Source organism: Candidatus Palauibacter sp., from assembly GCF_965213655.1.
Taxonomy (GTDB): Bacteria; Gemmatimonadota; Gemmatimonadetes; order Palauibacterales; family Palauibacteraceae; genus Palauibacter.
On sequence record NZ_CBDBZT010000003.1, the window covers coordinates 2,603,518 to 2,628,157 of the forward strand.

Annotated in this window: 21 protein-coding genes; 9 read left to right on the top strand and 12 right to left on the bottom strand. The window is 66.5% G+C overall.

Features of this window, described 5'->3' with window-relative positions; all coding sequences use genetic code 11:
* From ACOOGH_RS13685 to ACOOGH_RS13710, 6 genes are all read left to right on the top strand, one after another.
* The gene (locus tag ACOOGH_RS13685; RefSeq protein ID WP_420449442.1) at positions 1 to 888 is read left to right on the top strand and encodes a ParB/RepB/Spo0J family partition protein; all 888 of its coding nucleotides are present in this window, start codon (positions 1 to 3) and stop codon (positions 886 to 888) included.
* Complete coding sequence (locus ACOOGH_RS13690; protein ID WP_420449443.1) at positions 885 to 1,697, top strand: M23 family metallopeptidase; 813 nt, start codon at positions 885 to 887, stop codon at positions 1,695 to 1,697. Before ACOOGH_RS13685 ends, ACOOGH_RS13690 begins: the two co-directional genes overlap by 4 nt.
* Before the next feature lie 13 nt (positions 1,698 to 1,710).
* Entirely contained in the window at positions 1,711 to 2,163 is a 453-nt protein-coding gene (locus ACOOGH_RS13695; RefSeq protein ID WP_420449444.1) for a bactofilin family protein, read from the top strand.
* An 87-nt stretch (positions 2,164 to 2,250) separates the two neighbouring features.
* The gene (locus tag ACOOGH_RS13700; protein ID WP_420449445.1) at positions 2,251 to 3,237 is read left to right on the top strand and encodes a calcium/sodium antiporter; all 987 of its coding nucleotides are present in this window, start codon (positions 2,251 to 2,253) and stop codon (positions 3,235 to 3,237) included.
* A 113-nt stretch (positions 3,238 to 3,350) separates the two neighbouring features.
* A complete protein-coding gene (locus tag ACOOGH_RS13705) occupies positions 3,351 to 3,554 on the top strand; it encodes an AbrB/MazE/SpoVT family DNA-binding domain-containing protein (RefSeq protein WP_420449446.1) in 204 nt (67 codons plus the stop codon).
* Positions 3,554 to 4,015, top strand: a complete 462-nt coding sequence (locus ACOOGH_RS13710; protein ID WP_420449447.1) for a type II toxin-antitoxin system VapC family toxin — start codon at positions 3,554 to 3,556, stop codon at positions 4,013 to 4,015. The genes ACOOGH_RS13705 and ACOOGH_RS13710 overlap by 1 nt, the downstream gene beginning before the upstream one ends.
* On the opposite strand, the gene ACOOGH_RS13715 is transcribed toward ACOOGH_RS13710, so the two are convergent.
* The 9 genes from ACOOGH_RS13715 to ACOOGH_RS13755 form a co-directional block, all read right to left on the bottom strand.
* Positions 4,012 to 4,767 carry a succinate dehydrogenase/fumarate reductase iron-sulfur subunit gene (locus ACOOGH_RS13715; protein WP_420449448.1) on the bottom strand — a complete coding sequence of 252 codons (756 nt, stop codon included), beginning with the start codon at positions 4,765 to 4,767 and terminating at the stop codon, positions 4,012 to 4,014. The genes ACOOGH_RS13710 and ACOOGH_RS13715 overlap by 4 nt on opposite strands.
* A gap of 4 nt (positions 4,768 to 4,771) precedes the next feature.
* Positions 4,772 to 6,568, bottom strand: coding sequence for a fumarate reductase/succinate dehydrogenase flavoprotein subunit (locus ACOOGH_RS13720; RefSeq protein WP_420449449.1), 1,797 nt, complete (start codon positions 6,566 to 6,568; stop codon positions 4,772 to 4,774).
* 25 nt (positions 6,569 to 6,593) lie between these two features.
* Entirely contained in the window at positions 6,594 to 7,376 is a 783-nt protein-coding gene (locus ACOOGH_RS13725; RefSeq protein WP_420449450.1) for a succinate dehydrogenase, read from the bottom strand.
* A gap of 107 nt (positions 7,377 to 7,483) precedes the next feature.
* Positions 7,484 to 8,965 carry a dihydrolipoamide acetyltransferase family protein gene (locus tag ACOOGH_RS13730; protein ID WP_420449451.1) on the bottom strand — a complete coding sequence of 494 codons (1,482 nt, stop codon included), beginning with the start codon at positions 8,963 to 8,965 and terminating at the stop codon, positions 7,484 to 7,486.
* A 32-nt stretch (positions 8,966 to 8,997) separates the two neighbouring features.
* Positions 8,998 to 9,972: an alpha-ketoacid dehydrogenase subunit beta gene (locus tag ACOOGH_RS13735; protein ID WP_420449452.1), complete on the bottom strand. Its 975-nt coding sequence runs from the start codon at positions 9,970 to 9,972 to the stop codon at positions 8,998 to 9,000.
* A gap of 54 nt (positions 9,973 to 10,026) precedes the next feature.
* A complete protein-coding gene (locus tag ACOOGH_RS13740) occupies positions 10,027 to 11,106 on the bottom strand; it encodes a YgfZ/GcvT domain-containing protein (RefSeq protein ID WP_420449453.1) in 1,080 nt (359 codons plus the stop codon).
* Positions 11,107 to 11,225: 119 nt separating this feature from the next.
* On the bottom strand, positions 11,226 to 11,864 hold the full coding sequence (locus tag ACOOGH_RS13745) for an OmpA family protein (RefSeq protein WP_420449454.1): 639 nt from the start codon (positions 11,862 to 11,864) through the stop codon (positions 11,226 to 11,228).
* Between the two features lie 28 nt (positions 11,865 to 11,892).
* On the bottom strand, positions 11,893 to 12,564 hold the full coding sequence (locus tag ACOOGH_RS13750; protein WP_420449455.1) for a hypothetical protein: 672 nt from the start codon (positions 12,562 to 12,564) through the stop codon (positions 11,893 to 11,895).
* Positions 12,565 to 12,809: 245 nt separating this feature from the next.
* Positions 12,810 to 13,721, bottom strand: a complete 912-nt coding sequence (locus tag ACOOGH_RS13755) for an NAD(P)H-binding protein (protein WP_420449456.1) — start codon at positions 13,719 to 13,721, stop codon at positions 12,810 to 12,812.
* Between the two features lie 51 nt (positions 13,722 to 13,772).
* Here ACOOGH_RS13755 and ACOOGH_RS13760 point away from each other — a divergent pair, with 51 nt between their 5' ends.
* Positions 13,773 to 15,551 (top strand): SLC13 family permease, encoded by a 1,779-nt coding sequence (locus ACOOGH_RS13760; RefSeq protein WP_420449457.1) that lies wholly within the window; start codon positions 13,773 to 13,775, stop codon positions 15,549 to 15,551.
* Between the two features lie 22 nt (positions 15,552 to 15,573).
* A complete protein-coding gene (locus tag ACOOGH_RS13765) occupies positions 15,574 to 17,592 on the top strand; it encodes an aconitase family protein (RefSeq protein WP_420449458.1) in 2,019 nt (672 codons plus the stop codon).
* Here the strand turns inward: ACOOGH_RS13765 and fdhF are convergent.
* Together fdhF and ACOOGH_RS13775 are read right to left on the bottom strand one after the other, a co-directional pair.
* Entirely contained in the window at positions 17,589 to 20,312 is a 2,724-nt protein-coding gene (gene fdhF, locus ACOOGH_RS13770) for a formate dehydrogenase subunit alpha (protein ID WP_420449459.1), read from the bottom strand. The genes ACOOGH_RS13765 and fdhF overlap by 4 nt on opposite strands.
* Before the next feature lie 117 nt (positions 20,313 to 20,429).
* Positions 20,430 to 22,094 carry an NADH-ubiquinone oxidoreductase-F iron-sulfur binding region domain-containing protein gene (locus ACOOGH_RS13775; RefSeq protein WP_420449460.1) on the bottom strand — a complete coding sequence of 555 codons (1,665 nt, stop codon included), beginning with the start codon at positions 22,092 to 22,094 and terminating at the stop codon, positions 20,430 to 20,432.
* Positions 22,095 to 22,210: 116 nt separating this feature from the next.
* Between ACOOGH_RS13775 and fdhD the strand changes: the two genes are divergently transcribed.
* The gene (gene fdhD / locus ACOOGH_RS13780; protein WP_420449461.1) at positions 22,211 to 23,047 is read left to right on the top strand and encodes a formate dehydrogenase accessory sulfurtransferase FdhD; all 837 of its coding nucleotides are present in this window, start codon (positions 22,211 to 22,213) and stop codon (positions 23,045 to 23,047) included.
* Between the two features lie 32 nt (positions 23,048 to 23,079).
* Here the strand turns inward: fdhD and ACOOGH_RS13785 are convergent, their stop codons facing one another.
* Positions 23,080 to 24,597, bottom strand: a complete 1,518-nt coding sequence (locus ACOOGH_RS13785; protein WP_420449462.1) for a M66 family metalloprotease — start codon at positions 24,595 to 24,597, stop codon at positions 23,080 to 23,082.
* Positions 24,598 to 24,640 lie beyond the last annotated feature (43 nt).

Here is a 24,640-nt window from a genome sequence, read left to right on the forward strand (position 1 = left end):
TTGCCGCGGAACGACCGCCGTCTCGGGAAAGGGCTCGCGGCCCTGCTGGGAGAGAACCTCGGAACGGAGGGGGCAGCGGGCGAAGCGGAGATTCCGGTCGAAGCCATCCAGGCCAATCCGTTTCAGCCTCGCGTAGAATTCGATCCGGTCCGCCTCGCGGAACTCGCGGACTCCATCCGGGAGAACGGGCTGCTGCAACCCATCGTCGTCAGGCCGGTTGGTGAGGCGTTCGAAGTCGTCGTGGGTGAACGACGATTCCGGGCGATTCAGAATCTCGGCTGGTCATCTGTTCCGGCGCTGATTCGGACGCTGAATGATGAACAGATGCTTGTGGTCGCGCTTGTCGAAAACCTGCAACGCCATGACCTGTCAGCACTTGAAGAGGCTCGGGGCTACCGCCGACTGATGGACGACTTCGGTCTGACACAGGAACAGGTCGGCCGACATGTGGGCCGGGACAGGTCAACCGTGGCAAACGCCCTTCGACTGCTCGGCCTGCCGGAGGCGGTGCTGAGGCTGCTCGCGAAGGGGGAACTGTCCGCCGGTCACGGCCGGGCTCTCCTGACGTTGTCTGCGCCGGAAGAGCAGTCCCGCGTCGCTTTGAAGGCGGTGAAGCAGGGGTGGTCCGTGCGGGAGACGGAACGTCGCGTCCGCCCGGGCAGACGCGGCGGGCAGACGACCAGGCCAACGAAGCCGCGCAGTGCAGACGATCCCTTCGTGCGGCGCGCGGAACTGGGGCTCGAGCGGGGGTTTGGGACCCAGGTGCGGGTCCGGAGGCGACGGAATGGAGCAGGCGAGGTCGTCGTGCACTTCCACGATGCGGATGACTTTCTGCGGCTCGTGGCCCTGATGGGTGGGGACGAACTTGCTGCGGAGCTTCGCGAATGACCGCCCTCAGGCGTTGGACCCTGCAAGTGGTCAGACGCGATGGCCGCCGGCTACGCTCCCTGCGAATCAGCCGTGGGCGCCTGCTCGTCGGGGCGGTGGGGACGATCGTCGTCCTGTTCGGGTTGGGGTTTCTGGGAGGTCTTTTGGCCGCCTCGCGGACCGAATCCAACCGCGTGGTTCAGTTGGAGACGGAACTCGCCCAACTCCGGAGCGAGACTGCGAGGATGAACGAGTTGGCCGGGCGCTTGAACGAAATCGAGACGGAGTTCGGCCTCCTGCAGGGCGCGGTAACCGCCGGACGGCCTGCCGAATCCCCAGCGGTGAACGTCGTCCTCCGGGGAAGGGGCGAGATCAGGTCCCGACCGGCGGCGGAGACGGCGACACCGGCCTGGCCTCTCACGCAGCGCGGCTTCATTACCCGTCACTTCGGCTCACGACCTGCCGATTCACGTGAAGGGCACACGGGATTGGACATCGCCGTACCGACGGGATCGTACGTACGGGCAATTCAAGCGGGGCAGGTCGAGGAGGCGGGCGAGGACCCGATATACGGAAAATTCGTGCGGATTGCGCACGCAGATGGGCTAACGTCATTGTATGGCCACAACGCCTGGCTGTTCGCCACGACCGGCGATGCGGTGGAGCGCCTGGAGGTGATCGCCCTTACCGGGAACACGGGAAGATCCTCGGCCCCCCATCTGCATTTGGAGCTGGCGCGGAACGGCTCACTAATGGACCCACTCTCGCTGGTGGCGGACCACAGCGGTCCGGGCAACACCGGAGCCCCGGCGGAGAGGCAACCGGAGTAAGGATTGGAGCAAAATGGCTAGAGATTCTCGACATGGCGGGCAGACCCGCGAGTTGAGCGACGTCGTTTCCGTCGTCGCGCCAGGAATGACGATCCTCGGGGACGTAATGTGCGACGGAACGGTCCGGGTGGAGGGCAAGATCGAAGGCTCGATCAAGGCGACGAAATCCGTCGTTGTGGGAAAGGATGGACGTATTACGGGGGATATTGAGACGCAGGACGTGGTCGTGGCCGGCACCGTGGTGGGGACCGTAGTGGGCGCCAGCCGTGTGGAATTGCAGGAAACCTGCAGGATCGAGGGCGACATCCGCAGCCGCTGCGTGAAGCTCGACGAGGGCGGCCAGATTGAGGGTCGTCTCCATATGACGGCGAAGGCCACGGGAGAAAAGACGGCCGCGGCGCCCCAGAAGGGTGCATCCCCATCGCTCCAGCCGCCGAAACCCCAACGCGCGGCCGGACGCAGCTGAAGCGAGGCTCCCGCCCACTCGTCCTCCAGAACACAGGTTCGCGGCGCGCCGGGCGGGCGATCCGTTGACGGAGTCCCCTGACCCCGGATGAGGGACACGCTCCTCTTCGCCTTTGCGCTGGTGCCCCTCACGCTTGGCGCGGACTGGCTGGTTCGCGGTGCCGCCGGTCTGGCGCAGAGATTCGGCGTCAGCCCACTCGTCGTCGGACTGACGGTCGTCGCCTTTGGCACCTCGGCACCGGAACTGGTCGTAAGCGCACTTGCGGCGCTGGACGGCCAACCGGACGTGGCCGTCGGCAACATCATGGGCTCCACCGCCGCCAACGTCGGTTTGATTGTGGGCATCGGCGCCCTCATTCGGCCCATTGCGGTCCACCGCCGGGTCATCGTGCGCGAGACGCCGCTCGTGATCATCGTCCTCTCGCTCGTGATGGTGCTCTCGCTCAACGACGCCCTCGGGCGTCTCGACGGGTTCGTACTCGTAGCCGGCTGGGCACTCTACCTGATTTTCCTCCTGAGGTGGGAGCGAGTGGGCCTGTTCGGGAAGAACACCCCCGCGCCGGATCCTGACGCGCCGCTCCCGGGCTCCGCGACGGAGGCGGGACAGACCGATACCGGGGCACCCGGGCTCTGGTGGTCCCTCGTACGGGTCGGCATCGGTCTGCCCTGCCTCACGTACGGGGCGACTTGGCTCCTGGACGGTGCGGAGGGGATTGCCACAGCGCTGGCCGTACCGGAAGCGGTGATCGCCGCCACCATGATGGCGGTCGGCACTTCATTGCCGGAACTGGCCTCCACGCTGGTCGCCGCGTTCCGGCGAATGGGAGATATTGCGATCGGCAACGTGATCGGCTCGAACGTGTTCAATCTCGGCCTCGTCCTCGGGACGTCCGCGCTCGTCCGGCCGCTGGTTCTCGATCCGACGATCGTCGTCGGTTACGTCCTTCCGGCCCTGGCCTTCTCCGTCATCCTCATCCCCCTCGCGCTGCACCGGGGTACCGTGCAGCGCTGGGAGGGGGGAGTCCTTCTGCTCCTCTATCTTGCCTACATCGTGATGGTCTGGATGTTCAACTGACCTGAGCCTCGGGGCTTCCCACCCCCACATCCGCTTTGGCCCCCCTCCGCCACCGCAATTGCCAAGCGTCGCCGTAAAGTAGTATGGTCGCTTGTATGGTCGTCTCGGCAAAGATGAGCAGCAAGAACCAGATCGTGGTTCCGAAGGCCGCACGGGAGGCGCTGGGTCTCAAGCCCGGTGACCGGCTCGCGGTGTCCGTGGAGGGCGACACCGTGACAATGGAGAAACTGCCCCCGGATCTGAACGACCGTCTCCGCGGTACGCTTCGTGATTTGGTGGACTCCGGGGATCTTTGGCCCGAACTCGAGGACGTGTAGTGGCGGAAGCCGCCATCCGTACCGGTCTCAGGGAGCGTCTGGAGACGGCCGGGCTCGTGCACATCGACGCACGCGTCTTCGCACTTCACCTGACCGGTACGGGACCGATGGCGCAAACGGATCTCGTCCTGTCGGGCATCGCGAGCGGCCGGATCAAAGCCCAGACGTCGAGCGTGACGTTGTACCAGGTTCTCGCGGAAGTGTATCGGCAGGGGAAGCCGGCATTGGCGCGCGATGTGGGGCGGACCATGCGCCTTTACCCTCGACTGAGGATGGTGTCGGCCAGCCCCGAGATCGCCATGCAGGCCGCGGAGGCTCGAGCGCGGCTCGGCGGCCGACCGGAACGGGCGCTGCAGATCGCAACCGCACTCGTTTCGGGCGCCGAGGTCTATCTGACGTCAGGGTCGGGACTGCGCCGGATCGCGGGAATGCACGTGCTGAACGTCGAGGACTTCGGCTAGCCGTCTCTCCCCTGCCTTCTCCGTACGAGCCGCACGAGCGCCTTGACCGGGTCGTAGAAGCGGTCGACCACGCGCTCCTTGAGGGGGATGATCGCGTTGTCCGTGATCGTGATGTGCTCCGGGCAGACCTCCGTGCAGCACTTCGTGATGTTGCAGAGTCCGATGCCCCCCGACTCCTTGAGGAATACGCTCCGGTCCTCCACGTCGATGGGGTTCAGGCTGTATCCGGCCGTCCTCACGAGGTAGGTGGGACCGATGAACTCCTCGTGCTTTCGGTGTGACCGGAGGACGTGGCAGACATCCTGGCAGAGGAAACACTCGATGCACTTCCTCATTTCCTGGGCCCGGTCGATCTCGAACTGCTGCATGCGCCAGCCGTCGTCCGCATCGGGTGGGCGCGGTCTGAAGCGCGGGATGGAGGCGTTGTTGCGGTAGGCCTGGGAGACGTCGGTGACAAGATCCTTGATCACCGGAAAGGCCTTCATCGGCGTGACCGTGATCGATTCATCGTCCTCGTAGTCCGAGAGACGCGTCATGCACGTCAGGCGGGGCCGCCCGTTGACCTCGCAGCTGCAGGATCCACACTTGCCGGCCTTGCAGTTCCAGCGCACGGCGAGATCCGGCGCGTGCTCCGCCTGGATGCGGTGAATCGCGTCCAGCACGACCATGCCCTGATCGACCTCGACCCTGTAGGACTCGAGCCGACCGTCGTCGTCCGACCCGCGGTAGACCTGAAAAGTTCGTTCCGCCACCTTGCTACACCCCTTCCTCGATGAGCTGCGTCAGATCGGCCGGCGGTTCGGATACCGGTTCCGTGTCGGTCGCCATACGCCCGTCGGACGCCCGGACGACGAAATTGGCCCGCCCTAGCGAGGCGTCCGACTCGGGATGATCGATCCGCGTGTGCGCTCCGCGGCTCTCCCTGCGCTCGAGCGCCGAGAGCACGACAGCCTCGGCCACGGTGAGCATGGCGTGGAGGTCGATCCAGGTGTGCCACCCGGGGTTGAAGGCGCGTCCTCCGTCGACCGAGCAGGTGTCCAGCGCCCCCCGCAGTCGGTGGATGTCCTCAAGAGCCTCGCGCAGCGCCCCCTCGGTACGGGCGATGCCCACCTTGTCCTGCATGATCTGCTGCAGCTCTTCCTGCACGCCGAACGGATTGCGGCCACCCTCGCGCGCAAACGGAGCCGTCGCGGTTTCGGCGGCGGTGGACAGCTCCGGGGCCGGGATGTCGGCAAGTTCCACTGCCTTCGCCTCTTCCGCGGCCGCCGCGCCGGCGCGCTGACCGAAAACGATGAGGTCCGAGAGCGAGTTCCCGCCCAGCCGATTGCCCCCGTGGAGGCCCGCGGCGACTTCACCAGCCGCGTACAGGCCGGGAACTCGGGTCGCGGCAGTCTCCGGGTGGACCTTCACGCCGCCCATCGCGTAGTGGGTCGTCGGCCCCACCTCCATCGCATCGGTGGTAATGTCGACGCCGGCGAGTTCCTTGAACTGGTGATACATGCTCGGGAGCTTGGTCTTGATGTACTCGGGACTCCGCTTCTCCGAGATATTCAGAAACACGCCGCCGTGCGGGCTCCCGCGCCCGGCCTCGACCTCCGCGACGATCGCCTTTGCCACGACGTCACGGGTGAGCAATTCAGGCGGCCGGCGGTTGGCCACGCGGTCGCCCTCCACCCACCGGTCGGCCTCTTCCTCGCTCTCCGCGTAGTCCCCCTCGAACATCTCGGGAACGTACCGAAACATGAAGCGCTCGCCGTCCCGGTTCGTGAGCACGCCCCCCTCGCCGCGAACGCCTTCGGTAACGAGCGTGCCGCGCACGCTGGGCGGCCACACCATGCCCGTGGGGTGGAACTGAACGAACTCCATCCCCATGAGTTCGGCTCCCGCGTCGTAGGCGAGCGCCACCCCGTCGCCGGTGCACTCCCACGAATTGGACGTCACCTTCCAGGCCTTCCCCAGCCCCCCCGTGGCGAGAATGACCGTCCGCGCCCGGAAGAGCACGAACTCGCCGGTGGGACGCCAGTATGCGAGTGCGCCGGCCACGCGGCCATCCACCACGATGAGCCGGAAGACCGTGCACTCCATGAATACGTCGGCGCCTTCGTGGACGGCGTGGTCCTGGAGCGTCCGGATCATTTCCAGCCCGGTCCGGTCGCCGACATGCGCCAGCCGTCCGTAGGTGTGGCCCCCGAACGGACGCTGGTTCATGCGTCCGTCTGCCGCCCGATCGAAGAGAGCGCCCCAGGCCTCGAGTTCTCTCACGCGATCCGGAGCCTCCCTGGCGTGTGCCTGGGCCATGCGCCAGTCGCACAGACCCTTCCCGCCCCGCATCGTGTCGCGGAAGTGTACCTGCCAGTTGTCCTCGGGACGGTTGTTGCCGAGCGCGGCCGCCATCCCGCCCTCGGCCATGACCGTATGCGCCTTGCCGAGCAGCGACTTGCCGACCAGCCCTACGGACGCGCCCTCTTCGATGGCCGCGATTGCGGCGCGAAGCCCGGCGCCTCCGGCTCCGATCACGAGGACGTCATGTTCGTGACGTTCTGAAATCTCCATGCGGAATCCGCTGTATCTCAGCTGGTCAGAGGAATCGGGGGTCTTCGAACACGCCCATGGCGACCAACCGGATGTACAGGTCCGTAACGCAGACGAAGACGAGGCTCAACCAGGCCCAGCTCATGTGACGCCGGTTGAACCAGCTCACGCCCTTCCACGCCTTGTAACGAGCCTTGCCACCGAGCGCGCACGAGTAGCAATCGACGTTCCCGCCGATCAGATGACGGAGCGAATGGCAGCCGAACCAGTAGCCCGACAGCAGGACGAGGTTGACGACAAGGACGACCGACCCGAGCCCGATGCCGAAGCCGTCCTCGAAGAAGAAGCCGTGGATCGTGTCGTACGTCAGGAAGAGCCAGATGATGATCGAGGCGTACAGGAAGTACCGGTGCAGGTTCTGAAGAACCCACGGAAGCCGGTTCTCGCCCGCATACCTGTCACCGCGGAACTCGCCCACCGCACAGGCCGGCGGGTCGAGGAAGTAGGCGCGGTAGTACGCCTTCCGGTAGTAGTAGCAGGTCCCCCGAAACCCGAGGATCACGCCCATCATCAATATGGCCGGCGAGAACGGCCACCACTCGATGCCGAGCAGGCGGATCTGCTCCGGACAGGTTGCGGCGATGCACGGCGAGTAGAGGGGAGACAGGTAGGGGTCGGCGAAATAGTTGCCGCCCTGCAGGACCGACCAGGTGGCGTAGCCTCCGAAGAGGCCGAGCCCCAGGGCTACGCTCAGGGGTGGTACCCACCAGCGATCCCTGCGGAGGGTCTTGCCGAAACCGCGATCTCGAACCGCGACCGAGCTTTCCATGGTTTCCCGTCGACTCTTCGTGAGGGTGGGGCCGGGTACCGGAAGACGCGGCCAGCCTACCGGGCGTTCAGGACATCGTCAAGCGCCGCTGCCTGGCCACGGACTGCTCAGCCGGACTGCTCCGGGAAGCTCTCCAGGTACTCCTGAACCCGGTTCAGGAAGAACGCCGCCATGGCGCCATCGACGACGCGATGATCGTAGGAGAGGCCGAAATAGGCTCGATTGCGAATCGCGATCACGTCATTGCCCAGTCCATCCTGAACGACGACCGGACGCTTCTCGATCACTCCGGTGCCGAGGATGGCCACCTGTGGCTGGTTGATGATCGGGGTCCCGAACAGGTTCCCGAAAACCCCGACGTTCGTGATCGTGAAGGTCCCGCCCTGGATGTCGTCGAAATCCAGCGCCTTGTTGCGCGCCTTCTCGGCGAGTTCGTTCGAGCGCTGCGCGAGACCGAGCAGGCTGAGTTGATCCGCATCCTTGAGCACGGGCACGATGAGCTCGCGGCCGCTGTTTATCGCCACCGCAATCCCAAGATTGATGTTGCCGTGATACACGATCCGGGATCCGTCGACCGATGAGTTGAGAATCGGGTATTCGCCCAGCGCCTCGATCACGGCACGATAGATGAACGGGCCGTATGTGAGCTTCACGCCCTGATCGGCGAAACGGGGCTTGAGCGAACGCCGGAGTTGAACGATCCGCTCGAAGTCGACCTCGGTCACCGAGGTCACATGCGCGGAGACCCGCTTCGACATGAGCATGTGTTCCATCGTCCGCAGGCGGACTCTGCTCATCTCCTCGACGCGGTCCCGCTCGCGAATCGGCACCGAACCAAGACGGACGTCGAGGGTGGCCCCATGGATCGGAATCCGAAGCGTGCCGGGCGCCGCCGGAGCGGGCGTGGAGGCCGCAGGCAGTGCCGGTTCGGACGCTGTCTCTTCGGGAGCCGGGACGGACGACGGGACGACCGCGGGCGCCGCGGTGGAAGCGGGCGTCGTCGCGGGAGTGGGCGCCGTCTCGGGTCCGCCGGCCGCAATGAACGCCAGAATGTCATCGCGCGTTACACGCCCGGAGGTGCCAGTGCCGGGGACCTGACGAATGTCGACACCGTGCTCGGCGGCGATCTTCCGCACGAGCGGCGTCGATCGAGTCCGTAGCCGTTCGTCGCGACCGGCGGGTGGTTCGTCGCTCGCCCGGGGCGGGGAGACGGACTCCGCCGCCGTTGCTGCCGCTGGGGGCTGGGTCGAGGGTTCGACCGCCGGCGCCACGACCACCGGCGCCACGACCGCCGCGGGTTCCGCCGCCGTCTCGGGTGTCGCAGGTGCCGTGGAAGCGGCTACCGCGGCATCGGTCTCGATGCGGGCAACTACCGTGTTGACCTCAACCGTCTCCCCGCTCTGCACAAGGACTTCGGCGAGCACGCCCGCCGTCGGAGACGGAATGTCCGCGTCCACCTTGTCCGTGGAGATCTCGAACAGGTCCTCGTCACGCTCCACCGCATCACCGACACTCTTGAGCCAGCGGGTCAACGTCCCCTCCGCGATGGACTCTCCCATCTGCGGCATGATGACATCCACTTTGGACATGGTGTTCTTCCCCGGCGTAACGCCGCGTGTGTTCAGTAACTCAGTTGGAGGCGGGCCATCGAGACGACGTCCGCCACCTGGGGTAGATGCGCCTCCTCCAGCTCCGCCGCGTACGGCACCGGTGTGTCGACTGCGGCTACGCGCCGGATCGGGGCGTCAAGCCACTCGAAGGCGCCCTCGCAAACTATCGCCGCCACCTCGCCGCCGAAGCCGCCGAAGCGCGGCGCTTCGTGCAAAAGAAGGAGTCTCCCCGTCTTCTTCACGCTCTCAAGGATTGCCTCCCCATCGAGCGGTTGCAGCGTCCTCAAGTCGATGATCTCGACTTCCACGCCATCCTCCCCCGCCAACTGCTCCGCAGCCTCCTGCGCCGTATGTACCATGGCGCCATACGTGACGAGGGTCAGGTCCGTCCCGGGGCGGTGCGTCCGGGCCTTCCCCAGCGGAGTCAGAAACTCCTCGCCCTCCTCGAGCTCTTCACGGAGTCTCCGGTACAGATACTTGTGCTCGAAGAAAAGAACCGGATCGGGGTCGCGAATCGCGGCCTTCAGCAGCCCTTTCGCATCCCTGACCGTAGCCGGGGCCACCAGCTTGAGGCCCGGCACATTGGCGAAGTACGACTCGACATTCTGCGAGTGAAAGGGCCCTGCGCGCACCCCGGCGCCGCAGGGCCCCCGAATCACCAGCCCGGCCCCGACCCCGGTCCGGTAGCGGACCTTGGCGGCGAAGTTGACGATCACGTTGAACGCCGAGGCGATGAAGTCGATGAACTGCATCTCGCACACCGGCTTCAGGCCCATCTGGGCCGCACCGATCGCCGCGCCGACGATCGCCGCCTCGCTGATCGGCGTGTCGATGACGCGATCCTCTCCGAACTCGGCCAGCAGCCCCTCCGTGATCTTGAAGGCGCCGCCATAGGCCCCGATGTCCTCGCCCATGACAAAGACATCGGCGTCCGCCCGCATCTCCTCGCGGATAGCCTGTCGAATCGCCTCGAGATAGGTAATCATGAGGGGAAGCATAACGGCGCGTAGTCTGCGCCAGCAACGCTCGAGGTTGGCCCTTTACGGGTGCGTAAAGGGCACATCCGTAACGCGGAGGGCGACTCCGGGGTGGTCGATCGAGTCCAGCACCGTGCCGGGGTCGATTTCCCGCCGGACGTACCCCAGGCCGATGGGCCCGAACCGTGGGGAGTGAACCGCGGACGTGACGAGACCGACCGGTCTGGCATTGAGCTTTCCGGAGGGCGCTCGGAGCTCGGCGCCCACCATGTCGGTGGCTTGATCGAGGGCGTCCGGGGTCCAGCGAAGTCCGCGCAGATGACGGTTCACGTGGCCGCGGTAGTGGATACGGGCGACGACCTCCTGGCCGGTGAAGCACCCCTTGGCAAAGCTGATCGCCCGATCATCCTGGCCTGCCTCCTGGGCCAGCCGCTCCGGGCCCAACTCGGATCCAAAGACCGGCAATCCCTGCTCCAGCCGAAGAATCTCCCAATCCGCGTGAGCGGCTACCGCTCCCCCTGCCTGTGTGACGGCGGCCGCCAGTTGTCCGGATAGCTGTTCCGGATCGTGCGCGTCGCCGGCGTGATGCACATACAAGTCGAACCCGGCTACCTCAATGTCCTCCCGGCGAACCACGAGGGCGGGCTGATCCTCAAGCCGCACGGGTGTCGCTTCGAGAGGGGTCAGTTCGCCGGGGCGCCGAAGAAAGACGGCTCCCGTCGCCGATCCCCAGCGCTCGAGCGCGGTGACCGCGAGCGGCCCAATGAGCGCATGCACCGAAACACTGGTCACGTGGTGCTTCGCGAGAATCGGAGGGACGTACTTCCGAAGGTGCTTCGTCAGAGCCGGCAGGGCAGCGCCCGGCGTGTCCAGCCACAGGGTTTCTGTTCCCGCGTCGCGCACGTCCCGTTCAAGATCCGGCGCGGGCAGAATCCGCAGATCGACGACCACCCGCCCCCGGCGATCCAGCAAGAAAGAATAGACCCCCGGCCCCCCCGGAACATCCCTCACATCGTTCGAGGCAAGGCCGTTGATGACCTGCAGCGCTCCGGACCCGGATACGGCGACGACGCGACGGCGCAGGTCGGAGAAGAGTCCGGCGCGGTCGACAGCCGCGCGATACCCCTCAGACACGAAGCTCACCGTCATCGGATGGACGCCTCTCGCCGGGCAGTGTCGTACGGAAAAAAAAGCTCCCGGGCCGAAACCCGGGAGCTCTTACCCAACCTGGCCATCAAGCGGAAATCAAAACATCGCCGATTCTAGTTCGAGCCCGATCCGGCCCATTCGACAATGAACGTCGCGCGTCGGTTCTCGATCCCGCTCTGGCGATCCTCGGCCCCGGTGTCCTGGGTTACGAGGCGGGACTCACCCAGGGCCGCAACGCTGATGTTGTCGGCGTTCATTCCCGCAGTCTGCACGAGATAGTCTCTCACACTCTCGGCCCGCGCCTGAGACAGCCTCATGTTGTACCCATCGGATCCGGCTCTGTCGGCAGAGCCTTCCACCGTGATTCGAGCCTGCGGGAAGGACCCTTGAATCGCCTCCGCGAACGCATCGAGAATCGGACGATCGACGGTCCGCACGTCGGAGCTGTTGAAGTCGAAGTGCACCGGAAGGGAAACAGCGAGCCCCGCCCCGTGCATGTCGTCGTCGCTGACGTGTCCCCCAAACTCCTGCTGGAGACGATCCAGCCGATTCCGAAGCTCCTCAATGTCGCCCTGAAGGGCCTCAACCGCGGCCGCATTCGCGGCGATCTGATTCTCATGATCGGCGAGTTGCCCGTGAACGGGCTCCATGACGCGATCGAGTTCCCACTGGCGTACGAGCTGCATGCAACCCGTAGACAGGAAGGCTAGAGCCACCACAACCATCGGCACCCATACCCTGTTCTGGCGCATCCTGACTTGCTCCTTGCTTTTCTTCAGCTCAAGGGAAGTTGACCCGCAGGCCAACCGAGAACGGGATCTCCATTATGGAGCTGAACCCGTGCACGTTGTTGAGTTCGCCGTACACATGCGTCTCCTCCTCGTCCGTCATGACGTAGCGGAGGTCAGCCTGTGCGAAGAGCGTGACCATCGGGACTCCGCTCTCGGCGTGCCGGGCGAAGTTGAACCCGGCCTTGATGCCGGCGTTACCGGAGAAATACGATCCATTCACCAGCCCGACGGTATGGCGCCCGGGAGCCGGATGGTCCCGCAGCAGGAACGCGTCCGAATTGAGCGTCGACGCGCCCAAGCCGAAATCGACCGCCACCGTGGCGCTCCCCATCGGATCGGTGAGGTGATACTCGATCCCGCCCGTCAGGTGAAAGATCTGAAGGTTCGGGTCGACGGCGCCCTTGGTGCCGAGCATGTCGAGCGCTCCCTCGGCCCGCAGCGCCAGGCGCGGACGCAGGAAGTAGGATGCGGCGCCCGAAAAGGAGGGACCCGACTCGGCGGCATCGGCAATCTCGCCCATGGGGATGGCCATCCCGACGCCGGCCTCGAACGACCAGAACATCGGAGAGTATGGACTCTGGGCCTCGGCCCGGCCCGGCAGAAAAGCGAACGCAGCCATCGCGCCGACTAGCAACACCAGCTTCTTGAACACATCCTTCATATCGACCTCCTGCGTGTTATGAGGCCGCCGAGGAACGCGCGGGCTGTCTGATTCACCACGCAAACCAATGACGAACACCCGGACTGAAACCAACGGCACCCGGCCTCCGATGTCGCTGGATGTATCAAGGCAAGCTAAGCCCGATGTCGAATGGCATGCAAGAGATACAGCGCGCATTCCGGAGCGCCCTGAAGCGTCATCGGGCACGTCGCGTTCCGGCTCCCGAACACGCGAAAGTCCGCGGTTCAGGTACGGGAGAGGTATTCCGCCAGTCCCGCCCCGAAACTGCGGGGACGAAACGCGGGAAAACGGCTGCGGGCGAGGTCCGAGTCGGCGACCCCATCCTGGATCACGAAGTCGACGGCATCGCGTGACAGGATCTGACCGGGGACAAGCTCCGCGACCACGGCCGCGAGCTTTGCGAGCCCCGCGGGGACGTGAAGAATCGCCTTGCGCCGCCCGAGCACCGTCATGGCCGTCCGCACGACATCGTCCAGCGACATGACGTCCGGGCCGCCCGCCTCCAGGGTGAGCCCGTCGCCCGCCGCGCCCAGCGTCGCTTCGCATACGAGATCCGCCAGGTCATCGACGTGAAGCGGCGTGATCCGCCCCGAGCCATCCCCCAGTTGCGGAAAAACGAAGGGAATCGCGCGCAGGAGCGCGATGAAGCGATTGAGGCTCCGATCCTCGGGTCCGTACACCCATGAAGGTCGGACGATGACGTAGTCCAGGCCTGAGTCCCGCACGGACGCCTCCGCCAGCCCCTTCGCGCGATACCAGCTACGCGCGGCGTGGGGATCGGCTCCGACGCCGGATACGTAAACCAGCTTGCGCACACCCGCTCGAACGGCGGCCTCCACGAGAGCGGCGGTGCCGCGGGCGTCGACCTCGATGAAGGTCCGGCCGCGGGCTGGCGCTTCTACCGGATATCCGGGGAACTGCACGGACAGGATGGCCGTGTCCACGGCGTGCAGCGCAGGCGCTAGCGTGCCCGGCCGGCGCACGTCCGCCTCCACGAATTCCGCCGGGAGCGCCAGGCGCGAGGCTCTGCCGGGATTCCGCGTCAGCACGGCAACCCGCGACCCGCGATGGTGCAGCCCACGGACAAAGGCACGTCCGAGGAAGCCGGTCCCGCCCGCGACGAGTACCCGGGTCATCGGATCCTCGCCTGACTGGCGCCGCGGCGGACAAGACCTGAACATCTGCGCATGACGTTCGACATCGTTTTCGTGTTCGGTCTCACCTTGGCGGCGCTCGTCCTGTTCGCCCTCGACCGGGTTCGGGTGGACCAGGTCGCTTTGGCGATCCCGGTCGTCCTCCTCCTAGGCGGCATCCTCACGCCGACTGAAGCTGTATCGGGTCTGTCCAGCCGCGCGACCGTGACGGTCGGCTCGATGCTCGTGCTCGGCCTGGGGCTCCGCAAGACCGGTCTCGTGTCCGCCATCGGGGCTTGGGCGCGAACCGCTCCCCTGGGCGGAAAATACGCGCGCATGTTCGCGCTCTGCCTCATCTGTGCGTTCCTCTCCCCGTTTCTCATGACCACCGCCGTGGTGCTGGTCTTCCTGCCCGTCTTCGTCGCGCTCGCCGAGCAGGCCGAGGAGCCGGCCTCGAGGTATCTCATGCCGCTCTCCTTCGTCTCGATTCTCGGGGGCACGGTCACCCTGATGGGGACCACCACCAACCTGGTCGTGCACGGGGAGGCGATGAAGCGAGGGTTCGACGACCTCGGCATGTTCTCGATCACCCCGCTGGGCCTGATCTGTCTCGCCGTGGGCCTGCTGTATCTCTTCACCGCCGGCCGGGTATTGCTGCCGCGGCGCTTTCGACCGCCGGACCTGTCCGCCAAGTACGATGTCCGCCGCTTCGTGACGGAACTGCACGTCCCCGAAGACTCGCCGGCGAACGGCCGCTCGCTGGCCCAACTGGGGTGGGGCGAACGCTACGGCGTCACCGTGCTCGACATCGAACGGGGCGACCAGGAGATCACCGCGCCACACGGAGATCGGCATATACGGCCGGGGGACATCCTCTACGTGCAGGGATCCGCCGAGCGTCTCCTGGAACTTGCGCGCCGACAGCGACTAAAGACCCCGAGGGAACGCAAGGAGCACAAGCTCGACGTGGCGGGCGGGCGCGGCCGGCTGGTCGAGGTCCTCGTGGCGCCGGGCTCGCATCTCGTAGGCCGAACTCTTCGCGCTCTGAACTTCGGGCAACGCTACGATGCGACGGTGATCGCCATACAGCAGCACGGTGTCACCGTACAGGAAAGGCTGGCGGAACTCTCGTTCCGGGTTGGCGATCTGCTCCTTGTACGCGGGACCACGAGCGCACTTCAGCGCCTCGCCGACGATCCAGGGTTCGTCCCCATGGCCGAAGTGAAGGCGGAGACCGGGAAGAGGCCACGGGCCCGCGTTGCAGCAGCGATCATGGCCGGCGTCGTGCTCAGCGCCAGCTTCGGGGTGCTCGACATAATGACGGCCGCACTCACCGGCGTGATCCTGATGGTCTTCACGCGCTGCGTGCACGTCGAGGAGATCTACGGTGAGGTGGAATGGCTGGTCATCTTCGTGTTGGCCGGACTGATTCCGCTCGGCGTGGCGCTCGAGACCACCGGGGCGGCGGAGTTGCTCGCGTCCTGGGTGGTGACCCTCACGTCGCCGCTGGGGGAGATCGGGCTGATCGCGGCCTTCTATCTGATGACAGCGGTCATGACCGCCGTCGTATCCAACGCGGCCACCGCCGTGATGCTCACCCCGGTCGCGATCATTGCGGCCACGCAGGGCGGCCTGAACCCCTACGCGCTGCTCGTCGCCGTCATGTTCGGGGCGTCGGCCTCCTTCGTCACGCCCTTCGGTTACCAAACCAACGTCATGATCTACGGGCCGGGCGGATATCGCTTCATGGACTTTGTGAAGGTGGGCGGCCCGCTCAACCTCCTGCTGCTCGTCACTGCGACGATCTTCATCCCGATCTTCTGGCCCAGCTGACACCAGGGGCGGAGTTACCGATATGCTTGAACATCTGCTTGAGACCGAGGTGGCCCGGCGGTCGCCGACCGTGCGCCTCCAGGGCCGGGTTCTCTTCCTCACCGAAGACCCGCACCTCATCCGCCGGCAGCTCGCGGGTGAGGACCTCGACTGGGACCCGTCCATCCCCCTGCGCGACGATATATCGACCGACGAAATCACACCGGGCTGGGTCTGCTACCACTTCGACGAGAAGCTGGGCGAATACCCGTACGTGGGCCTCCTCTGCGGCGACGAGCACCCGGTCGGCCGCAACGATATCCGGAACGGCGGCTTCGTGTGTTCCGTGTCCGGGAAACGGCGCGGGAAAGGGTCGAGCCGGGAGGCTTCGCCGTATGCCGAGCGCGCTGCAGGCCTCCGGGTCGTGATCGGGGAGAACATCGAGCGCATCTACGGAGAGAACTGCGCCAACATCGGCCTCCTCGCCTCGACGGATTTCTCTTTGATCGAGAAGATCCGGAGGGGGGAGGAAATCCCGCTCGACGCGTTCATCGGAGACGCGGGCCGCATCCAGCGCGACATTATCGAGTACGGGGGGTTACTCGATTACGCCGTGGCTCGATTGAAGGGACTCGTCGCCCTTCCGGACATCACGACGGCAGCCGACCGGCCGCAGACGATCGCGGAGAAGATCATGGCCCGACACTGGGTCGCGGACGCGGCTTCCGGCGCGCTGGGCGTTCCGGCCGTGCGACCCGGGGACACAGGATTCGTCCGCGCCGATCTTCGCTTCTCGCACGAGTACGTGACCCCCATGGCCTCGACCTTCTGGGAGGAGTTCGCGGGCGATGCGGGTCTGAACCACACCGAGTCCATCGTCTTCTTCCGTGATCACCTCGCGTTTCTCGATGAGGTGATCACGGAGGAGAGGAAGGCGGCCGGCCTGCTCGATGCGGCCCATGCGCTGCACGACCGCCAGCGGGAGTTCGCCGCCGCGAAGGGCGTGCGCCTGCACGGCGAGCTGCCGGACCGTACGGGGAGCGAGGGGATCTGCCACATCATGGTGCAGGACCGCTACGCGCTCCCGGGCCAGATCATCATCGGTAGCGACTCGCATACTCCGCACTCCGGTGCCCTGGGATGCGTGGCGTTTGGTGTGGGGACCTCGGCGGTCGTGAACGCCTGGGCGACGCGCGATGTCCGGCTCGAAGTGCCCGAGTCGATCCGGGTCGACATCTCGGGCGCGCCGCCGGCCGGCGTCGTGGCGAAGGATCTGATTCTCGAATTACTCCGGCACCCGACCGTCAAGAGCGGCGAGGCCATCGGGCGCATCATCGAGTTCAGCGGGGAGGCGATCAAGGCCCTGTCGATCGACGAACGGGCGACGCTTACGAACATGGCCGCGGAAGTGGGGGGGTTCACGGGCATCATCGCGCCGGACGAGAAGGCCGTGGAGTGGATCGCGGGACGGCGCGGCATGCCGGAGGCGGAGCTTCGGGCCATGTGTGAGGGGCTGTACAGCGACCCGGAAGCGGACTACGCGGCGACGATCGAGATGGACGCGGGCGCGATCGAACCGATGGTCGCGACCCCCGGCGATCCCGGGAACGGCGTGCCGGTCTCGACCCTGGGCGGAAACGTGAGCGTGGATACGGTCTTCGTCGGCTCGTGCACGGGGGCGAAGCGCGCGGACTTCGAGATGTATGCGGCGGTGGCACGGGAAGCTGTGGCGGCGGGGAAGCATGTGCCCGCATCCGTCCGCGCGTATGCCCAGTACGGCTCCATCGATGTAGAGGCGTGGAGCCGCGAACGGGGCCACGACCAGGCCCTCCGCGATGCGGGCTTCGACGTGCTCGCTCCCGGCTGCGGAGCCTGCATCAACGCGGGGCCCGGCGTCTCGACGACGGCGGAGCAGGTCACGATCAGCTCGATCAATCGGAACTTCCCGGGCCGCAGCGGTCCTGGTCAGGTCTATCTGGCGAGTCCGTTGACGTGCGTGGCCTCGGCGATCGAGGGAAGGATCGTGGCGTACGGGGACCAGGCCTGGAGCGGCCTGAATTAGACGGGTTCGACCCTCACGGGGCAGACCTTCAACTCCGCCGTATGCGTGATGGGATCGTAGCCGCCCCCGGTCAGGAAGTTGACCGGTACGTCGTTGAAGCTGAACGAAGCGAACACCGTGCCCGGAGGAGAGCGGTCGTTCGATTCGATCTTGATCCTCACCTCGCCGCGGGGGCTTGAGAGCCTCGCCCAGCCGCCATCCCGCAGACCCCACTTCGATACGTCCACCGGGTTCATCTCGAGGCGCTCCTCCGACGCCAGGTAATCGATCCCGGCAGAGCGACCCGTCTGCGTACGGGTGTGGTAGGAGGGCAACCGGCGTCCGGTCGTGAGCCAGACGGGGTACTCGTCGGAGATCGTCTCGGCCGGGTCGCGGTATCGGATCAGCTGGAAGATCCCGCGCCCGTTCTCGAACTCGCCCTCATGGAGGATGGGCGTGCCCGGGTGCCCCTCCTCTGGCACCGGCCAGTGATATTCGCCGTGCTCGATGCGATCCCAATCGATGCCGGCGTAGATCGGCGAGAGCGAGCAGAGTTCATTGAACACTTCCTTCGCAGACTCGAACTCGAACCCCTCAAGCCCCATGCGCTGCGCGATCCGCGACACGCACCACCAGTCCGGCTTTGCTTCGCCGGGCGGGTCGACGGCCTTCCGGAGGCGCTGCACGCGCCGCTCCGTGTTCGAGCACACGCCGTCGGTCTCCGCCCAGGCCGTGGCCGGGAGCACGACATCGGCCAATTCCGCCGTCTCGGTGAGGAAGATGTCGATGACCACGAGGTGGTCGAGGCTTTTGAGCGCGTGTTCGCAGTGCTCCCGGTCGGGATCCGTCACGACCGTGTTCTCGCCGTTGATGATCATGGCGCGGATGCGGTCGCCGCACATGTCGAGCGCCGTGACCTTCGTGGGCCCGAGTTCGAGGTCCACCTCCCGGCCGTAGGCGGCGGCGAACTTCGCCTGATAGGCCGGGTCGAGTACGTCCTGGAAGCCGGGATAGTTGTTCGGCAGCGCCCCGCAGTCTCCCGCGCCCTGGATGTTGTTCTGGCCGCGCATCGGGTTGATCCCCGTGCCCTCGCGCCCGACGTGGCCGGTCATGAGGGCGAGATTGCAGAGGCTCTGCACGTTGTCCACACCGCAGATGTGCTCCGTGATCCCGAGCGTGTAGTAGATCGCTCCGCGTTCGGCTTTCGCATACCAGCGCGCCGCCTCCGCGATCAATTTCGCGTCCACCCCGCTGATGGATTCGGCCCATTCCGGCGGGTACTCCAAAACGTGCTCCATGAAGTCCCGGCCTTCCGTCGTGCGGTCGGCCACGAACCCCTCGTCCATCAGCCCCTCGCGCACGATCACGTGGGCCATGCCGAGCAGGAGCGCGACGTCCGACCCGACACGGAGCGGCAGGTAGATGTCGGCCATCTCGGCCAGCGGAATCCGCCTCGGATCGGCGACGATGAGCTTGGCACCCCGGGCCACCGCGCGCTTGATGCGGGTGGCCGCGACGGGGTGGCACTCGGTCATGTTGGTCCCGATGCAGAAGATCACATCGGGCTTGTCCATGTCCCGGAGTGGATTCGACATCGCCCCTCGTCCGATAGAGGCCGCCAGACCGGCGACCGTGGGGGCGTGTCAAGCACGGCTACAGTTGTCGATCTGATTCGTGCCAAAGGCGCCCCGGATGAAGCGCTGCATCATGTACGCCGCTTCGTGCGGCGCACGTCCGGAGGCGACGCCGTACACGGAGTGTCTGCCGTGATCCTCCACGGCCGCCGTGAAACCCGCCGCTGCGCGGTCGAGGGCCGTATCCCAGTCCGTCTCGTGAAGTTCGCCGTCCTCGCCCCGCACCAGCGGGTGGGCGAGCCGGTCGGGATGCTGCACGAAGTCGAACGCGAACTGTCCCTTCACGCAGAGCGCGCCTTCGTTGGCGGGTCCATCCATCGCCGGCTGGACGCCGATCAGCTTGTCCCCGCGCGACATGAGGTCGACGGAACAACCGACCCCGCAGTACGGGCACACGGTTCGCGTCTTCTCGGTCTCCCCGGGGACCTCCGCGTTCGCGAGCGCCTTGATGTCCGCGAGCGCGCCGGTCGGGCACGTCTGGATGCACTGACCGCAGAACGTACACGCGGAATCATTGAGCAGTCCCTCGAACTCCGTCGTGATCTGCGTCTCGAAGCCGCGATTCATGACCGAGATCGCGTAGTCGCCCTCCTGCTCCGCGCAGACCCGCACGCACCGGTAGCAGGAGATGCAGTTCTCGTAGTCGCGAAGGATGAACGGGTTGTCGTCGTCCGGCCGGCTGCGGCCCGAGATCGCTCCGGCGAAGCGGCCCGTGCGGGCTCCATAGCGGTCCAGGAGGACGGCCATCTCCTGCGAAGCGTACCCGGAGAGGGCGTCGACATCCGTGTCCCGATTCTCGGACGCGACCATTTCCATCAGGATACGGCGGTGCATGTCTAGCCGCGCAGAGCGCGTCGTGATCCGCATGCCGGGCGCTGCCTTCGTGGTGCAGGAAGCCACGGGGTTGCGGGCGCCCTCGAGTTCGACGATGCAAAGCCGGCACCCGCCGAAGGCTTCCAGACGCGGATCGTAACAGAGCGTCGGGATCTCCTTGCGGTGGCGCTCCGAAACCTCGTATACGCTCTCGCCACGACGCACGCCCACCTTCGCGCCGTCGAGGGCGATCTCGAAATCGAAGCCGGTGCCGTTGCCCGAACTGTCGCTCATCCAACCTCCAGGGGCCCAAAGACCCCGCACCGCTGGAAAATACCGGGCCGATTAAAATGACCCGCCAGGCCCGTTACGACAAATCGCCGGTGCCGGGGGTCCCGCGGACCCTCGCTCTCAGGCGGAGCCGGCGACGTGATTCGAAACGCGATCGGGAAAGTAGCGGAGAAGGCTTTCGGTGATGAGGGGGGCCGCCTGTCCCAGCCCGCAGGCGCTCGTCTGCATCATCGTGTCGCCGAGATCGTGGACCTCGTCGATCCACGCCCCGACGTCCGCCGGGCCGTCGCCGTGCAGGCGCTCGGTGAGACGCTGGGTACCGATGCGGCACGGGAAGCACTTGCCGCAGGATTCCTCGGCGAAGAACTCCATCGCGGAATGCGAGACTTCGATCATGTCCCGCGAGTCGTCGAAGACCATGATGCCGCCCGCGCCAAGGAATGACCCCTTCGAGCGGATGTCGGGCTCGTACAGCGTGACTTCGAGATCCTCGCCCGCGAGGAAGCCGCCCGAGAGCCCCGCCATCGTGACCGCCTGGATCTTCCGCCCGCCCGGAACCCCGCCGGCCCAGTCATCGATCAACGTCAACAGGGGGAAACCCATCGGTACTTCGTAGTTGCCGGGGCGTGCTACGTCCCCGGAGAGCGAGATTACCTTCGTGCCCGCGTGATCGCCGATCCCGAGTCCGCGATACCAGTCGGCGCCGTGCACGAGGATGTGGGGTACGGAAGCCAGCGTCTCGACGTTGTTCACGACCGTGGGAAGGTCCTCGTAGCCGTGCGTCACCGGGAAGGGCGGCCGGTTGCGGGGGAAGGGGTGCTTGCCTTCGAGACTGTTGAGAAGCGAGGTCTCCTCCCCGCAGATGTACGCCCCGGCGCCGCGCCGCACCCAGAGGTCGAACGGTCGGCCGGGCCCGAAGGCTTCCGGCCCCAGCAGCCCGTCGCCGCGGGCTTCGTCCAGAGCCGTCTCCAGAATGCGCAGCGTGTCCGGATACTCGTAGCGGAGGTAGATGAACCCGCGCGTTGCGCCGGTCGCGAAGCCGGCGGTGATCATCCCCTCGATGACCGCGTGCGGATCGTAGTCCATCAGGGCGCGGTCCTTGAAGCAGCCCGGCTCCCCCTCGTCGGCGTTGCAGACGATGGTCTTCGGCTCTCCGGCAGCCTCCGCCACGGCCCGCCATTTCCGTCCGGTGGGGAAGCCTGCGCCGCCCCGCCCGGCCAGGCCGCTCGCGTCGATCATGTCGAGCAGGGCCTCGGGCTCCCGCTCGAGCGCGTCCGCCAGGCCCGCGTAGCCTCCGGTCGCCCGATAACCCTCAAGCATCGCGCGTCCGGGGGATCGAATGTGCGCGAAGACGCACTCTTCAATGCCGTCAGGCGCCGCGGGCGGAAGAGGAGAAGGTCGAGAAGAGAGTTCGGCGGCCGTCGCTCCGCAGAGAACCCGGTCCCGGTCCAGGACCGGAATCGGCTCGTCGCACCGGCCCGGGCACGGCATCGCCTTCGAATTCGGCAGCCCCGCCAGAAGCTCGTTTGCTCCGAGCAGCGCGCAGATCGGTCCCGTGCAGACGCGGGCGCGGGAGTAACCCTCCGGGTCGCGGGAAAAGTGGTGGTAGAACGTCACGGTCCCGAACAGGTCCGCGATCGGGATCCGCAGATCGTCGGAGATGGCTCGCAGCGCTTCCTCGGAGAGGAACCCATCCCTCTCGTGGAATTCGTGCAGCAGGGGAAGCAGGGGCGCCGGCTCGTCCCGCCATTTCGCGAGGAGCTCCGCGTCCGAAGGCGTGTTCATGCCGTCATAGTTACCCGACAAGCCGCAAGGCGGCAAACGACTTGGATCCCCGCGCCGTGACCATGCCGGGAACGGTTGCGTCGACGCCGTCAGCGTTGACACCGTAGCTTCGCCCTATGATCACACCGCGCAGGAACACGGCCCGCGTCGAGATCGATCGCGTCTCCGAGGCATCGAGCCGAAGACGGCGTGACGCCGTGGCCGTCGAGGAGCCGCTCGAAATCCGGATCGCGACCGTTGCGGGCGAGGAACACCAGGTGGCCGTGACGATGCGCACGCCGGGGGATGATTTCGACCTCACGGCCGGGTTCCTCTTCTCGGAGGGGCTGCTGTCACACCGCTCGGATGTGGCCGACCTGCGGTACTGCGTCGATGTCGAGACGCAGGAATACAACATCATGACGGTATACCTGAGCGAAGCGGCCCGCTTCGACCCGGCGGAGCTGACCCGGAACTTCTACACCACTTCCAGCTGCGGCGTTTGCGGAAAAGCTTCGCTCGAGGCGATCGAGATTCAGGGTTGCGCCCCCATCCCGGCCGAGGGCCCGATCGTGCCCGCCGAGATGGTGCGGTCCCTGCCGGAGGCGCTTCGCAGCCGACAGCCCGTATTCGAGCGCACGGGCGGCCTGCACGCGGCGGGTGTGTTCGACCTCGGCGGTCAGCTGCAACTGCTCCGCGAGGATGTCGGACGCCACAACGCGCTGGACAAGGTGATCGGCGAGCGATTTCTGGGCGGGGAACTCCCTCTGGGCGAGTCCGTGCTCGCGGTGAGCGGGCGCGCTTCGTTCGAGATCATGCAGAAGGCGCTCGCCGCCGGCATTCCGATCGTGGTCGCCGTCGGCGCGCCGTCCAGCCTCGCGGTGGACGTGGCGAGGGAGTTCGGGATGACGCTCATCGGCTTCGCGAAGCCGGTGGGCTTCAACATCTACACGGGCCGCCACCGCATCGGCTGAAGCGACGAACGCCGGCATGGCGCCGGCGAGGGTCAGCGTCTCCAGGCCTCCCGCCCGGGAAGGCCGCGACTCACCAGCACTTCGACGTCCGGATCGGAGAGCAGTGCGACGGCGGACGCCGACGCGAGGCTGCCCGTGAGTGCGCCACGCAGGATTCCCCGCACCCGGCCGCTGGACCGGTCACGGACGATGGCCATGGAGGCACCCGTTTCCGGGTCCAGCGTGGCCGTGCCGCCGGGCCCCGAGAGCGTCACCTTCACGAGGCCGTCGCCCCACTGCGGCTCGACCGGGAGAGTGAACGCGAACCGCGATCCGCCCTCGCCGTGGGCCACCTCCGGCATCTCGAAGCTCGTCGAGAACAGCACCCGACCGTCCCCCGCCGTGCCCGTGAGTTCGTAGTCGCCATCCGAGCGGGGCCCGGAAGCAGCCGCATCGACGACGAACGATGGTTCGAGGAACGGCGCTCCGTCCGACCCGATCCCTCCCCACAGCAGCAGCGTTCGGGTCCGGGCCCCCGCCGCCCCTGCCGAGGCGCGTTCGTAGTAACGTCGGAACTGCGCCGCGTGCGTGAAGAAGTAATCGCTGATCCAGTTCGGGTTGCAGTATCCCATCAGGTCCGGGACAGTCGGGTCGACCAGCTCCCGCCGCTCGAAGTCGTACCCCCAGGCGCCGCTCGCTCCCCCCGCGTGCGGGAACGTGGGATCGGGGCCGCCGGCGCCCCCGCAGGGCGCGTGCCGGAGGCTCATGTTGTGGCCCAGTTCATGCGCGAAGGTCTTCGGGTTCGGCGCGGAGAAGCTGACGGGGAAGCCATTGTACGCCACGCCCACCGAGACGGATGGCTCCGCCATCGTGCCCTTGTAATAGCCGGTCGCTCCCTCCAGGCGCCGGATCACAGCTGTTTCTACCACCAGGTCGAGGGTACTCCGGCTGTCCGTTACGACGGGATCGTGCAGCGTGATCTTGAGCTCCCCGACCGGCAGCAGCGACCCCACCAGCGCAAGGAGCTCGTGGTCCGGCGAGAGCCCCTCGGTAATGTCGAGGATCGACGAGTCCGGCACCACACTCCACAGCATCGGAACCACCGTTAGATCGAGCCGAGGCATCATGAGTACGTCGATCCGGGAACGCCCCTCGGCTGGGAGGCGCTTCGGCACGCCGAGCCCGGGATCCAGCGCTCCCTCCGGGTCGATCTCGACGACCATCTCCAGTCCCGGCTGGATGACCCAACCGGGCACTTCCTGGTTCGAGGACAGGTCGAGCGAGCTCTCATCCACCGCAGATGGAATCTCCGCCGTCCCGGCTTCGATGTCCAACCGATGCACTTCCTCGCCGCCGTGGTAGAATCGCGCGCGAACCGGCGGAATCGTTGCGCCACCGGCACCAGGTACGGCCACGAAGACCCGCAGGAGGGCGGCTTCATCGGCGATCAACGGGACCGGGTGCTCAAGGGACTGAATTGCCTGAACCAGGTACGCCGCCGACTCGGTCCCTCCACCCTCCACGCACCGTGCCACGCGACGCTGCGGGATGCGCTCGAGCCACCCGATCAAATCGGGGTCCGGCGGAGCGCACAGGTCTGTGCCGCCAGCATGG